General features: G+C 71.6%; 8 protein-coding genes and 2 pseudogenes. 5 read left to right on the forward strand and 5 right to left on the reverse strand.

Annotation, left to right across the window (positions count from 1 at the left end):
• The first annotated feature begins 76 nt into the window (after positions 1 to 76).
• Positions 77 to 1,409: pseudogene (locus ACWD0A_RS11995) on the forward strand (peptide-N4-asparagine amidase).
• Here the strand turns inward: ACWD0A_RS11995 and ACWD0A_RS12000 are convergent.
• On the reverse strand, positions 1,336 to 1,782 hold the full coding sequence (locus tag ACWD0A_RS12000; protein WP_451297098.1) for a MarR family winged helix-turn-helix transcriptional regulator: 447 nt from the start codon (positions 1,780 to 1,782) through the stop codon (positions 1,336 to 1,338). The pseudogene ACWD0A_RS11995 and the gene ACWD0A_RS12000 overlap by 74 nt on opposite strands.
• A gap of 111 nt (positions 1,783 to 1,893) precedes the next feature.
• On the opposite strand from ACWD0A_RS12000, the gene ACWD0A_RS12005 reads away from it, so the two are divergent.
• The 3 genes and pseudogenes from ACWD0A_RS12005 to mltG all read left to right on the forward strand — a co-directional run.
• A complete protein-coding gene (locus ACWD0A_RS12005) occupies positions 1,894 to 3,720 on the forward strand; it encodes an ABC transporter ATP-binding protein (protein ID WP_451297100.1) in 1,827 nt (608 codons plus the stop codon).
• Between the two features lie 121 nt (positions 3,721 to 3,841).
• Positions 3,842 to 4,435, forward strand: a complete 594-nt coding sequence (locus ACWD0A_RS12010; protein WP_307716745.1) for a hypothetical protein — start codon at positions 3,842 to 3,844, stop codon at positions 4,433 to 4,435.
• A gap of 236 nt (positions 4,436 to 4,671) precedes the next feature.
• Positions 4,672 to 5,205, forward strand: a pseudogene (gene mltG / locus ACWD0A_RS12015) (endolytic transglycosylase MltG); the annotation flags it as partial.
• 42 nt (positions 5,206 to 5,247) lie between these two features.
• Here the strand turns inward: mltG and ACWD0A_RS12020 are convergent.
• Complete coding sequence (locus ACWD0A_RS12020) at positions 5,248 to 6,336, reverse strand: NAD(P)-binding domain-containing protein (protein WP_451297206.1); 1,089 nt, start codon at positions 6,334 to 6,336, stop codon at positions 5,248 to 5,250.
• Positions 6,337 to 6,450: 114 nt separating this feature from the next.
• Between ACWD0A_RS12020 and ACWD0A_RS12025 the strand changes: the two genes are divergently transcribed.
• Positions 6,451 to 6,873, forward strand: a complete 423-nt coding sequence (locus tag ACWD0A_RS12025; RefSeq protein WP_451297103.1) for a YjbQ family protein — start codon at positions 6,451 to 6,453, stop codon at positions 6,871 to 6,873.
• A gap of 8 nt (positions 6,874 to 6,881) precedes the next feature.
• Here the strand turns inward: ACWD0A_RS12025 and ACWD0A_RS12030 are convergent, their stop codons facing one another.
• From ACWD0A_RS12030 to ACWD0A_RS12040, 3 genes are read right to left on the reverse strand one after another with little or no spacing between them, the layout of a single operon-like run.
• Positions 6,882 to 7,655: a hypothetical protein gene (locus ACWD0A_RS12030; protein ID WP_451297105.1), complete on the reverse strand. Its 774-nt coding sequence runs from the start codon at positions 7,653 to 7,655 to the stop codon at positions 6,882 to 6,884.
• A gap of 30 nt (positions 7,656 to 7,685) precedes the next feature.
• Complete coding sequence (locus tag ACWD0A_RS12035) at positions 7,686 to 8,447, reverse strand: hypothetical protein (RefSeq protein WP_451297107.1); 762 nt, start codon at positions 8,445 to 8,447, stop codon at positions 7,686 to 7,688.
• 7 nt (positions 8,448 to 8,454) lie between these two features.
• On the reverse strand, positions 8,455 to 13,218 hold the full coding sequence (locus ACWD0A_RS12040) for a putative T7SS-secreted protein (RefSeq protein WP_451297109.1): 4,764 nt from the start codon (positions 13,216 to 13,218) through the stop codon (positions 8,455 to 8,457).
• Positions 13,219 to 13,220: the final 2 nt, after the last annotated feature.

Below are 13,220 nucleotides of genomic sequence, written 5' to 3' on the forward strand. Positions count from 1 at the left end.
TGCGCACGGCGGCACAGAACGCGCCAATATCCATCAGCGGGGGTCTGGCGCGGCACAGCCCGCGCACGCTTCACTCCTGACCCATGAAAGCGAAGGATCATGTCCATCATCGCCGGCGCGGTCGCCGCCCGCGGAGTTCGGCAGCGACTGGCACGATCCCGTCAGTGCCGCCCCGCCCGAGGAGCGCCCCGGCACCAGATCGTGCCAAGTCACCGTCGCGCAGGCCCAGTTCCGTGACTTCACGCCCTACCGCGGCGCCTACGCACCGCCCGCGGACTGCGGCACCCTCCCCCAGCTGTCGCTGGGAGGTGCCCCCAGAGCAAGGTGGTGCTGCGGCTCGAAGGCTCCGTGAAGGGACGCCAGTACGACCGGCTCGGCCACCTCGCCATCGGCGGGTCGAGATCCTGCGGACGTCGACCCCGCAGCCCTCGCCGGACGGCATCACCTGGTCCGTGGAGAAGGACGTCACCGGCTACAGCGACACCCTGCGCCGGGCGCAGCCCGTCGAGATGCTGATCGGCAATGTCGTCAACGAGACGTACACCGGCGTCATCGACGTCAAGGTCACCTTGACCTTCTACACCCCGGGGCGGGGCGCCCGGGCCGCCGAGACGCCCGACGTGTGGACCGGCGGCTGGTCCAACCCGTTCCTCTGGTACGTCGTTCCGGGGCCGCGGGCCCTCGACGTCATGCCCGTCCAGTACGACCTCACCCCCTTCGCCGGGCTGCTCAACGACGGCCGGCCGCACCGCCTGGAGGTCTCCGTCGTCGGCGTGCCGCCCGGGCAGACCGGCTGGAGCACCCCCGTCAATGTCCTCGTGTGGCAGGACGAGGGGCGTGACGTCCTCACCGGCGCGCTCACCCGCCACGAGGAGAGCCGCCCGCTGAACTCGGCGACGTACACGCCCGGCGCCGAACACCGCCTGGACACCCGCGGCGCACACCGCCTCACCGTCGCCGGCCACCTCGACACCTCGACACCTCGCACGGCAGGGTCGCCACGACGGTCGCCCGGTCCGTGGCGAACACCTCGGTCCACCGCTGGAGCGACGGCGAGAACCCCGACGCGCTCACGGCCCCATGGACCGACGACGAGACGGTCACCAGGGCAGGGCGCCGTCACCGCCACCCACCGCACGTACGAGATGGACGGGGTGACCACGCTCGGCGAGGGCGACCGGCTGTGTACCGTCCTCACCCTCGCGGACAAGGCCGACACCACCGTCAGCCGGGGCGCTCGGCGGCTGTCGTGGTGGCGCCTCGACGACACGTACACGGGTGATGCCACCTACGCGGCGCAGTCCCAGGAGCCGGTGCCCGGCCCGGCGGAGACTCTCAGCAGCGCGGGCCGGTTCCGTCGACCAGCGTGGACAGCAGCTCGCCCAGCACCTTGCGCTGCTCGGTGGTGAGCGGTGCGAGGACGTCCTCCGCCGCGGCGCGGCGCGCGTCGCGCAGGGCCCGGAGCGCGGCGCGGCCGGTGTCCGTGAGCTCGATGCGGGTCACCCTGCGGTTGGCCGGGTCGGGGACGCGCCGCACGCAGCCGCCCGCCTCCAGCCCGTCGACGAGGCTGGTCACGGCGCGCGGCACCACTTCCAGGCGCTCCGCGAGATCGGCCATGCGCGGCGGCCGGTCGTAGTGCGCGACCGTCCGCAGCAGGCGAGACTGCGCCGGAGTGATGGCGATGTCGGCGGACTCCAGCTGGCGCTTCTGGCTGCGGTGGAGGCGGCGGGTCAGCCGCAGCAGTTGCTCGGCGAGCAGGCCGTCGGCGTCAGGGGTGCTCATGCGGGAACATTAGCAGGATGTTGTTCATTGTGAATACAGGTAACAGTGAGCTAGGCTCTCGGACGTCGTCCGCCGGACGACCCCGTCCGTCCGCCCATCGGAAGGAGCCCGTTGCGCCCCGAGCACTCGACCTGGACCCCGCCGCCCAAGGACCCCGACCAGCCGCCCGCGGACGTCCGCCGCATCCTGCGCCTCTTCCGGCCCTACCGCGGCAGGCTCGCCGTCGTCGGCCTCCTCGTCGGCGCGTCCTCGCTGGTCTCCGTCGCGTCGCCGTTCCTGCTCCGCGAGATCCTGGACACCGCGATCCCGCAGGGCCGCGCCGGGCTGCTCAGTCTGCTGGCACTCGGCATGATCGCCACCGCGGTGATGACCAGCGTCTTCGGAGTGCTCCAGACTCTGATCTCGACCACCGTCGGCCAGCGTGTCATGCACGACCTGCGCACCGGGGTCTACGCACAGCTCCAGCGCATGCCGCTCGCGTTCTTCACCAGGACGCGCACGGGCGAGGTCCAGTCCCGCATCGCCAACGACATCGGTGGCATGCAGGCGACCGTCACCTCCACCGCCACGTCCCTGGTCTCCAACCTCACGGCCGTGGTCGCCACCGTCGTCGCGATGCTCGCCCTGGACTGGCGGCTCACCGTCGTCTCGCTGCTCCTGCTCCCGCTGTTCGTCTGGATCAGCCGCCGCGTCGGCCGTGAGCGCAAGACGATCACCACACAGCGGCAGAAGCAGATGGCGGCGATGGCCGCCACGGTCACCGAGTCCCTGTCCGTCAGTGGCATCCTCCTCGGCCGCACCATGGGCCGGGCCGACTCGCTGACCCGGTCCTTCGCGGACGAGTCCGAGCGGCTGGTCGACCTGGAGGTGCGCTCCAGCATGGCGGGCCGCTGGCGGATGTCGACGATAGGCATCGTCATGGCGGCCATGCCCGCCCTCATCTACTGGGCGGCCGGTCTCGCGCTCAGGACGGGCGGACCGGCGATCTCCATCGGCACGCTCGTCGCCTTCGTCTCGCTCCAGCAGGGCCTGTTCCGCCCGGCCGTCAGCCTGCTGTCCACCGGCGTGCAGATGCAGACCTCGCTCGCCCTCTTCCAGCGGATCTTCGAGTACCTCGACCTGTCCGTCGACATCACCGAGCCCGCGAAGCCCGTGCGCCTCGACAAGATCAGCGGCGACGTGCGCTTCGAGGCGGTCGACTTCGCGTACGACCCGGCGCAGAAGCGGCCGACCCTCGACCGGATCGACCTCGCCGTGCCGGCAGGCGGCTCCCTGGCCGTCGTGGGCCCCACCGGCTCCGGCAAGTCCACGCTCAGCTACCTGGTGCCCCGGCTCTACGACGTCACGGGCGGCCGCGTCACGATCGACGGCGTCGACGTCAGGGACCTCGGCTTCGACACGCTCGCGCAGGCCGTCGGCGTCGTCTCCCAGGAGACGTACCTCTTCCACGCCTCCGTCGCCGACAACCTGCGCTTCGCCAAGCCCGATGCCACCGACGAGGAGATCGAGGCCGCGGCCCGCGCCGCGCAGATCCACGACCACATCGCGTCGCTGCCCGACGGCTACGACACCCTGGTCGGAGAGCGCGGATACCGCTTCTCGGGCGGTGAGAAGCAGCGGCTCGCCATCGCCCGCACCATCCTGCGCGACCCGCCCGTGCTGATCCTCGACGAGGCGACCAGCGCCCTCGACACCCGCACCGAGCACGCCGTGCAGCAGGCCATCGACTCCCTGTCCGCCGGACGCACCACCATCACCATCGCCCACCGGCTGTCGACCGTCCGCGACGCGGACCAGATCGTCGTGCTGGAATCCGGACGCATCGCCGAGCGCGGCACGCACCAGGAGCTCCTCGACCGGGACGGCCGCTACGCCGCACTGGTCCGCAGGGACGCGGAGCTGCGGCCCGACGCGGCCGTGACCGCCGACGTCACCTGACGGCCCGCGCCCCAGGGCCTCCTGACGACATGTCGGCTCGCGGCCGCCGCCCGGCCGCTCGCGGCTCATGAGCGGCACCCGCGGGTCCGCCGAGGCGCCCCATGCGGCATGATCGCCGGCCATGAGAGCACTCCTGGGTGTCGACCTGCCGGGATTCCGTCCCGTCGACCACGACGTATGGGCCAACGACGAAGGCGACATCCTGTCGCTGCACTTCTTCGGGCTGCCGCCGGACCTGCCCGCGTCGCTCGACGACGGCCCCGCGCTGCGCGCCGCGCTCACGCGGTACACCGCCGAGGCCGGCGGCGGCCTGATCGAGGCGTCGGTCAAGTCGCTCGGTTCCCTGCCCGCGCTGCGCCAGATACTCAAGCTGCCGCTCCCGGGGCAGCCGAACGGCCAGGTGTTCATCGGCAGCTTCACCGTGCCTCGTGCCACCTGCAGCACCGTCGTGAAGATCCAGGCGCCCGAGCGGGGGACGACCGGGATGCGCGAGGCGATGGTCATGGCCCAGGTCGGCCCCACCGACTACTTCCGTCCGCACCCCTACGCACCCGAGGTGCAGGGCGGTCTGCCGTTCCACGCGGCCGACCACGCCCAATGGGACGCCCAGTTCCCCGACCACCCGCTGAGCCGGGTCCGACGCGGGCTCGCCACCCTCGCGGAAGGGGTGCAGGCGGTACCGGAGTTCGCCGCGCTGCCGCCGTTCGCACCCTGAGCGGAGCCGTACGCGTCGGCGACGCCGCTCCCCGGGGGACGGCTGAGCGGCGTCGCCGCGGGGCGAGTGCGGGACGCGCCGGCGCACGAAGTGGACGACTCCGCCGAGCAGGCGCGTCCTTCGTGTCGCAGCGCGGGAGGTACCGGGGCGAACGGGGCGGCCGCGTTGGCGTGCCCGTATGACGAACGAGCGCTCGTCGGCCCGGCGCGGGCGCGGGTACCGCGTCACCCGCCGCGGCCGTCTATCCCATCGACGAGAAGGCCACCCCGGCGAGCCTGCTCAGCTTCATGGTCAACACGGCGCACCAGCGGTTCGGGGCCAGGGCCGTCATCGCGAGCGCCCGCAGGGGAGGGCTCAGCCCCTACGAGGCAGTCAACGTCGCCGGCATCGTGCAGGCCGAGGCGGACACGGCGTCCGACATGGGCAAGGTGGCCCGCGTCATCCACAACCGGCTCGCCAAGGGGATGCCGCTCCAGATGGACTCCACCCTCAACTACGCCCTCGATCGCAGCACGGTCGACATCAGCACCGCGGACACACGGCTCGACAGCCCCTACAACACGTACGACCGCACCGGCCTGCCGCCGACGCCCATCGACAACCCGGGTGAGGAGGCGATGCGCGCGGCCGTCGAGCCGCCCGCGGGCGACTGGCTGTACTTCGTCACCGTCGAACCCGGTGACACCCGCTTCACCAGTGACTACGAGGAACACCAGCGGAATGTGGGGGAGTTCAACGCGCGCCGCGCCGAGGCCAGGGACGCGGGCTGACCGGCGGCCCGCTCCCGGCCGCCGCCGCGGGACGACCGCGCCTCACACCAGCGCCGGTTCGCGCTCCGGTTCGCGCTCCGGCTCCGGTTCGCGCTCCAGGAGGCGTTTGATCTCGCGGACGGCGGCGCGCCCTGCCCGGTTCGCCCCGATCGTCGACGCCGACGGGCCGTAGCCGACGAGATGGACGCGCTCGTCCCGTACGGCCCTGGTCCCCTCGACCCGGATGCCGCCGCCCGGCTCCCGCAGCCGCAAGGGCGCCAGGTGGTCGATCGCCGCCCGGAACCCGGTCGCCCACAGGATCACGTCGGCCTCGACCGTCCGGCCGTCGTCCCAGGCCACCCCGGTCGGTGTGATCCGGTCGAACATCGGCTCGCGTTCCAGCACCCCGGTCTCACGGGCGTGCCGGACGGCATCGGTCAGCGGCAGCCCCGTCACCGACACCACGCTCAGCGGCGGCAGTCCGCGCCGCACACGCTCCTCGACCATGGCGACGGCGGTCCGTCCGGCGTCCTCGTCGAACGGCCCCTCGCGGAAGACGGGGGGCCGGCGCGTCACCCAGGTGGTCTCCGCGGCCACCTCGGCGATTTCCATCAGGTGCTGGGTGCCCGACGCCCCGCCGCCCACCACGACGACGCGCTGCCCGGCGAACTCCTCCGGGCCGGGGTAGTCCGCGGTGTGCAGCTGACGCCCCCGGAACGTCTCCTGACCGGGGTAGCGGGGCCAGAACGGCCGGTCCCAGGTGCCGGTCGCATTGATCAGCGCGCGCGCCGACCACACTCCCTCGGAGGTCTCGACCGCCAGCCGGCCGCCGCCCGCCTCGCGTACCGCGCGGACCTCCACGGGGCGGTGGACCCGCAGGCCGAAGCGTTCCTCGTACGCCGTGAAGTACGCGCCGATCACCTCGGAGGACGGCCGGTCGCCGTCGGCACCGGTCAGTTCCATACCCGGAAGGCTGTGCATGCCGTGCACCTTGCCGTAGGTGAGCGAGGGCCAGCGGAACTGCCAGGCGCCCCCCGGGCGCGGCGCGTGATCGAGGACCACGAAGTCCCGGTCGGGCACCAGACCGGCGCGCCGCAGGTGATAGGCGGCGGAGAGCCCCGCCTGCCCGGCGCCGATGACGACCGCGTCCATGTCCTGTGCCCCAGAGTTGTTCACGGTTCTACCAACCGAGAAGGGGCCCGGGATCTTCCCCAGAGGCGGCCGTGCGACGCGCGCCGGGCTGGTGACGGGCGGGAGGATGGAGCCATGCCCGGACACTTCACCACCACGACCCTGACCCTCACCACCGGATCCGGCGAGACGGTCACCGATCTGACGCACACCTGCGAGCAGTTCCTCGCCCAGCACGCGGACGGCAGGGACGGCCTGCTCAACGTGTTCGTCCCGCACGCCACCGCCGGAGTCGCGGTCATCGAGACCGGCGCGGGCAGCGACGACGACCTGCTGGCCGCGCTGCACACGATCCTGCCCGCCGACGACCGCTGGCAGCACCGCCACGGCAGCCCCGGCCACGGCAGGGACCACGTCCTGCCCGCTTTCGTCCCGCCGCACGCGACGCTGCCGGTGCTCGGCGGCCGCCTGGAACTGGGCACCTGGCAGTCGGTCTGCCTGGTCGACACCAACAAGGACAATCCCAGCCGCCAGGTGCGGCTGACTTTCCTGGGCTGACCCGGGCGTCATCGGTCGCCGCTCGGCCGGACGGCGTAGTCCTCGACCAGGTCGCCGATGAGCGCGAGCAGGGCGTCGGCCCGGTGCCGGTCCTCGTGCTGGTTGCGCAGGGCGTGGTCGAGCGCTCGAAGTGTGGCCAGGGCGGCCGGGTCCCGGGCTCTCACCTTGTCGAGCAGCGGCGTGGTGATGAGGTCCATGCATGCGGTGAGCAGGAGCCGGGTGGCTGGAGAAGGGGGAGCCGGGTCGGGGGCGGCGAAGCCCGTGGTGAGGTACCGCGCGGGGTCGGTGAGGCTCCAGCCGACGACGGTGCCGTGCTGGACGAGGAGCGCCACGTCGGGGGCGATGCCGATGCGGGCCTCCAGCGGCTCGTCGAGGACATCGAGGTCGCGCAGACAGGTCAGCGCGGTGTCTCCGGGGGCGCGGCAGAGCTCTGTGGGCACCTCCAGGCGGAAGTCCCGGGCTTCATCGGCGCGGAGGCCGCCCACGCGGACGGCGGGTGTAGCGGGCAGGCGGGCCGAGTCCTCGGCATCGGCGGCTTCACCGGCGATCTGAAACTCGGCGCCGACAAGTTTCCGGCCCGCCTGATCGAACCGGAGCTCGTCGGGCGTGTCCCACAGCCACGGCTGACTGCCGAAGGTGTCCAGAAGGAACCGCCCGCGTTCCTCGACGTTCGCGTACTCCGCGATGCGCACACGGAAGTCCCGGAAGTCGAAACGCGGGGTTATGTGCAGTGGATCGCTCGTCACCGTCGCGGTCCAGTCGTCGTCGAGGGTGAGTCTCATGGTGCATTGCCGCCTCATGGCCCTCCCTGTTCACCAGTTCCCGTAGTCCTCCACGTAGGTGGCGATCAGCTCGAGCAGGGCGTCGGCCCGGTGCCGGTCCTCGCGCTGAGCGCGCAGGGCCTCGTCCGCGGCCCGGAGGCGGGCCAGGGCGGTCGGTTCGCCGTCCACCACGTCGTCGACCACCGGCGTAGTGATCAGGTCCAGGCATTCGGTGAGCAGGAGCCGGGTGGCGGTGGAGGGCGGGCTGGGGTCGGGGTCGGTGTACGCCGTGGTCAGGTACCGTGCGGGATCCGTGAGGCTCCAGCCGACGACGGTGTTGTGCTGGACGAGAAGTGCCACGTCGGGGGCGATGCCGATGCGGGCGTCCAGCGGCTCGTCGAGGACATCGAGGTCGCGCAGACAGGTCAGCACGGCGTCCCCAGGGGCGCGGCACAGCACCGAGCACCTCTCATGCCGGAAGTCCCGGACCTCATCGGCACGGAGCCCGCCCGGGCGTACCGCGGGCGTGAGGGGAAGGCGGGCGACTTCCTTGGCGGAGGCGGACTCTTCCGGCCAGTGGAATTCTGCCCCGACCAGCACTCGGCTGGCCTTGTCGAAGCGGAGGATGTCCGGCGCGTCCCACAGCCAGTCCTGGCTGCCGAAGGTATCCGCGACGAACCGCTCACGCTCCATCACGTCCGCGTAGTGCGTGACGCGCACAGAGTCGCCTGCGAAGCGGGGAGTGATGTGCAGCGGCGGATCGTCCGTCACCGTTGCGCACCAGCCGCCGTCGAACGACAGTTTCGTGGTCATTCTTGCCTCATCTGATCTGCACTCCTGGTGCCAGGTTGCCGAACTTCCCAGGGATCCTGCCCTCCACGATGTCCTCGTGGGTAACCGGCTTACCGGGGTCCGACGGACTGCCGCCGAGCGCCCTGGCACCGGATTCACCCTTGATGCCCGACTCTCCGTACGCCGTGATGGCCTGGCCCTGCTTGGAGCCGGGCCCGTAGACCACGGCAATGTCATTGTCCTTCCGGAAGATGAAGTTTCCTGCTTGACCCGATGACTGGTACACGGCATCGGGATTCTTCAGGATCTCCACGACCCGTTCGTCGGTGAAGCCGTGCCCCGTGTCCCCGTGGTAGTCGGCGTGTTTCTTGAACTCGCCGTTCTGTGCCCTCGCGAGGACGTCGTCCACGATCTTGTCGATCCGCTTCTGGGCCTTCTCCTCCTTCGTGTACTTGGGCATCAGGCCCAGCGGGTCGCACCCGCTGTGCGGGTTGTCCACGTACCCGACGGGATTCGGGGCGGGTGCGAGACCCAGGGGGTCCGGTGAGGTGTAGCGGCCGGTCTCCGGGTCGTAGTGGCGGAAGCAGTTGTAGTGGAGGCCGGTCTCGGGGTCGTAGTACTGGCCCGGGAAGCGCAGAGGGGTGTAGGCGCTGCTGTCCCGGGCCCAGGCGGTGGCTCCCCAGAGCGTGCTCCGGGTGCGCCAGGCGATGTCGCCGGCCTCGTCGATCAGCTCGGTCGGCGTGCCGACCAGGTCGGTGGCGATGGCGAAGAACCGCCGGTCCACCTCCTCCTGGCGTGCGTCCGCAGTGAGGATGCGCTCGGTCTGGGCCAGAGGGGCGACATCCCGGTGGTCCCAGGTGAGGGCGACCGTGTGCGGGACGTCCGGCTGGTGGCTCGTCTGCTCGCACAGGGTGAGGCCGTCCCAGGTGAAACGGACCTCCTCGACCACGCTCTCGCCGTCGGCTGCCAGGCGCTGTTTCGCGGTGCGGCGGCCCAGGGGGTCGTAGCGGTACCGCCACCGTGTTCCGTCGGGGGTGGTGACGGAGGTGAGGCGGTTCTCCGTGTCCCACTCGTAGCGCCAGGTGTCGGGCTTGCGGGAGAGGCGGGTCTTCTGCCGGAGGGTGACACGGCCCAGGGCATCGTGTTCGAAACGCACGCCTCCGGCTCGGGAGATGGTGGTGCCGGTGTAGGTGCGTGGTCCGGTGGCCTCGCGGCCGGGGTGGCCGGACGGCCAGGACGCCGAGGTCTGGTTGCTGGCGTCGTCGTAGGCGTACCGCTCCGTCCATCCCCGGGCGTGGACGGCGGTGACCCGGCCCGCCCGGTCGAGATCGAAGGTACGGGTGCCCGACAACCGGTCCGCGACGGAGGTCAGCTGACCGTCGGAGCGGTAGGAGTAGGCGCGGCTGTTGACGTCGCGCCCTGCGGCGGTGACGTGCTGCGCGGAGAGCCGTCCGGCCGCGTCCCAGGCGGAGGCCACGGTGACCGCGTCGTCGAAGACGCGGGCGAGTTCCCGGCCGGCCGCGTCGTGGGTGAAGTCGATCCGGTGATCGCCGCTGGTCAGGCTATGGGGCAGTCCGTCGGCGCCGTAGGCGTAGGAGGTGACATGACCCGTGGGCGTGGTGCGGCGTGTACGGCGGCCCAGGACGTCGTACGCGTACATGATGGGGCGGCCGTCGACCAGTTCCGTCTTGGTGAGTCCGCGACGGTCGTACTGGTACCGCAGCTCGCTGTCCGGTCCGGACGCTTCCAGCAGACGACCGGCCCTGTCGTAGGCGTAGGTCGTCACCCGGCCGTCGACTTCCTTGCGGATCACCTGGCCGAGCCGGTCACGCTCGAACGCGACGGTCCCGCCGAGCGCGTCGGTGCGCGTGGCGAGCCGGCCGGCGGCGTCCACCCGGTAGGTGAGGGTGCGGCCGTCGAAGTCGGTCTCGGAGACGATGTTGTCGGCGGCGTCGTACTCGTAGGTCCAGGTCAACCCGTGCGGATTGGTGACGCGGGTGAGGCGCAGGTCGGCGTCGTGCTCGAACTCGTAGCGCACGCCGTCGGGCCCGGTACGGGCGACCGGCAGGTCGCAGTGGGTGTACTCGAAGCGGGAGACGCCACCGGACGCACCGGTGTGCGTGAGGAGGTTGCCCTCGCCGTCGTAGGTCCACGACTCCGACGCACCGTCAGGGCCCATGCGGCGGGCGAGCTGTCCGTCGGCGTTCCATTCCAGGCGGGTGACCCCTCCCACCGGGTCGGTGACGCGGACCGGTCGGCCGAGGGCGTCCCGCTCCGTGCGGGTGATGGCACCGGCCGGGTCGGTCACCTCCACGGGCAGCCCCGCCGCGTCGCACACCACGTGCGTCGTGGCCCCGAGGGCGTCGGTGACTGAGGTGAGCCGGCCGCCGGGGTCGTAGGTGTAGCGGGTGATGGTGCCGGCCGGGTCGGTGACCGCCGTGCGGTTGCCGCGTTCGTCGAACTCGTGGACCGTGCGGGCGCCGTCCGGACCGAAGACCTCCACCGGCAGGCCGAACGGGCCGCGCACGGTGCGCAGTTCGCTTCCGTCGGGGCGGGCGGCGGATATGAGCCGACCGTCCTCGTCGTAGGAGAAGGCGGTGGTGAGGCCGAGCGGGTCGGTGCGGGTCAGGAGGTTGCCGCGCGGGTCGTAGGTGAACCGGGTGGTGTGGCCGAGCGGGTCGGTGACGGCCAGGAGACGGCAGCCGGGGCCGAACAGGTGGCGGGTCGCGTGCCCGTCGGCGGTGGTGAGCGTGGTCGTGTGGTGGCCGGTCTCGGGGTCCGGGTCGGTGTAGGCCAGGGTGATCTGGATGTGGCCGGCCTCGCCACCCTCGGCCACGACGCGGTCGCGGTCGTCGTAGACGTAGTCGTAGCGGCTTCCGTTGGAGTCGATCCAGGCGATGACTCGGCGGCGGTCGTCGTAGACGAAGGTGGTGGTGGCGCCGGAGGGCTTGGTGACGGCGGTGAGGTTGCCGTCCTCGTAGCCGTAGCCCATCAGGGGCAGGTCCGCGCCGCCCTCGCCCGCGCCGGCCAGGGACAGGGCGGTGACCAGGCCGTCGGCCACGGACAGTTGCAGGCGGTGGCCCGCCGAGTGGACCAGGGCCAGAGGCGTGCCGTTGCCGTCGCGGTCGACGGTGATCGTGTGGCCGTTGCGCTCGGTGATGCCCGACAACCAGGCGACTCCGTCGCCCCCCGGTTCACTGCCGGACGGGGCGGTGAAGTGGAAGGTCAGGCCGCTGTCGGGGGCGGTGACCGTGTAGTCGCCGTCGGCGTCACGGGCCAGCAGCGTGCGGGCCCTGCCCGTCGCCGGCACGGTGGGCGCGCCGGGGACCGGGTGCGGGTACGGGATGAGGAGCCCTTCGGCGGTGATGTGGACGACGCCGACGGCGTCGATCTCCAGACGCTCGTCGACGGTGGACGTCCAGGCGGGCCCCAGGAAGCGGCCGACCGCGCAACCGGACTCGGTGCGGCGGCTGAAGACCAGCGGCAGGATGCCGGGGAGTTCGACGTCGGTCTGGGGCAGGTACATCCGGCCCGTGGCGAGGTCCACCGGATCGCCGCCTTGCTTGCGGTCGCCGTCCGGGGTGTTGTGGGTGCCGTCCGGGGCTTTGTCGATCAGGTTGCGCGCCCGTGCGGCGTCGGCGGCGTCCGCGGCGATGCGCACGCCCTTCACCGCGGCGCCGCCTCCGCCTGTGGCCACGGTCAGCGCGGCGTCGGGCAGCAGACGGCCGAAGCCCTCGTACGGGTCCTTCATGAAGTCGCTGATCATCTGCTTGCCCGTGCCGACCGGGTCGTTGGCGGCGACCACCAGCCCGGCGGCCAGGCTGTTGAGAGAGGTGGCGTACTCGGCCGGGTGCGTGATGTTGTACGGGTCCAGGGGGTTGATCCCGCGGACGAAGTTCACCAGCCCCGCGGTGCCCTTGATGATGCCGCCGCCGACGTGGTCTCCCATGATCTGCATTTCCTGGAGCCCGTCGCGCAATTGCTCGGCGTAGGACGGCTTCTCCGGGGCCTTGTCGCGGGCGGCGCGCACCGCGGTGCGCGCGGTTTCCGCAGCGGTGTTCCGCTGCTCGCGGGCATGGGCGAGGATGTCCTGCGCTTCCTGCATCAGCTTCTTGCCGGGGTCGGCGAACGTCGGCGCGGGGCAGGGCGGGAGCGTGGACGGGTTGCGCTGGTCGGCGGGCTGGGCGTTGTAGCGTTCGACCGCGCTGTTGTAGTCGTCGATCTTCTTGCGGTGGGCATCGGCGGCGTCCGCGGAGGCTTTGGTGCCCTCCTTCCACTTGTCGATCGCCGCCTGTGCCCGCCCCTGTGCCCAGGTGACCGTGCCGGCGAACGCCTCCAGCGCGGCGGCCGCATTCTCACAGGCGTCGGCGCCGGTGAACCACTTGGGAGGCTGGGTGCGCACCGCTGTCCGCAGTGCCTCGGCCGCCTCGCCCTTGAGCTGGGAGGAGTCGAGGCCCTTGAGACCTTCGCCGGCGTTGTCGAAGGACGTCTGGAAGGCGCGGAGTTGCTTGGCGGTGGAGCGGATCTTGTCCGGGCTGCCGTAGATCAGCTTGGTCTTGTCCTCGGTCTGCCCGAGGTCCATCTCGTCGACCTCGGCGCCCATCCGATTGGCGACCGAACGGGACTGCTCGCGCACCCAGTCCGCACCGGACTCCCAGCCGACGTCGTCCAGCCGGTCGGCGGTCCAGTTCCCGGCGTCCTCGACCCGGTTGCCGGCCCACTCGACGCCGTCCTCGACCACCTTCTCGACGGAGTCGGGCGTGATGTCACTGATGAAATCGCCGATACCCATGG

The organism is Streptomyces sp. NPDC002867 (assembly GCF_053591895.1).

Excerpts from the sequence above, each read along its gene's own strand:
- ACWD0A_RS12000 (WP_451297098.1), bottom strand. The coding sequence starts at position 1,782 with ATGAGCACCCCTGACGCCGACGGCCTGCTCGCCGAGCAACTGCTGCGG.
- ACWD0A_RS12010 (WP_307716745.1), top strand. The coding sequence starts at position 3,842 with ATGAGAGCACTCCTGGGTGTCGACCTGCCGGGATTCCGTCCCGTCGAC.
- ACWD0A_RS12020 (WP_451297206.1), bottom strand. The coding sequence starts at position 6,336 with ATGGACGCGGTCGTCATCGGCGCCGGGCAGGCGGGGCTCTCCGCCGCC.
- ACWD0A_RS12025 (WP_451297103.1), top strand. The coding sequence starts at position 6,451 with ATGCCCGGACACTTCACCACCACGACCCTGACCCTCACCACCGGATCC.
- ACWD0A_RS12030 (WP_451297105.1), bottom strand. The coding sequence starts at position 7,655 with ATGAGACTCACCCTCGACGACGACTGGACCGCGACGGTGACGAGCGAT.
- ACWD0A_RS12035 (WP_451297107.1), bottom strand. The coding sequence starts at position 8,447 with ATGACCACGAAACTGTCGTTCGACGGCGGCTGGTGCGCAACGGTGACG.
- ACWD0A_RS12040 (WP_451297109.1), bottom strand. The coding sequence starts at position 13,218 with ATGGGTATCGGCGATTTCATCAGTGACATCACGCCCGACTCCGTCGAG.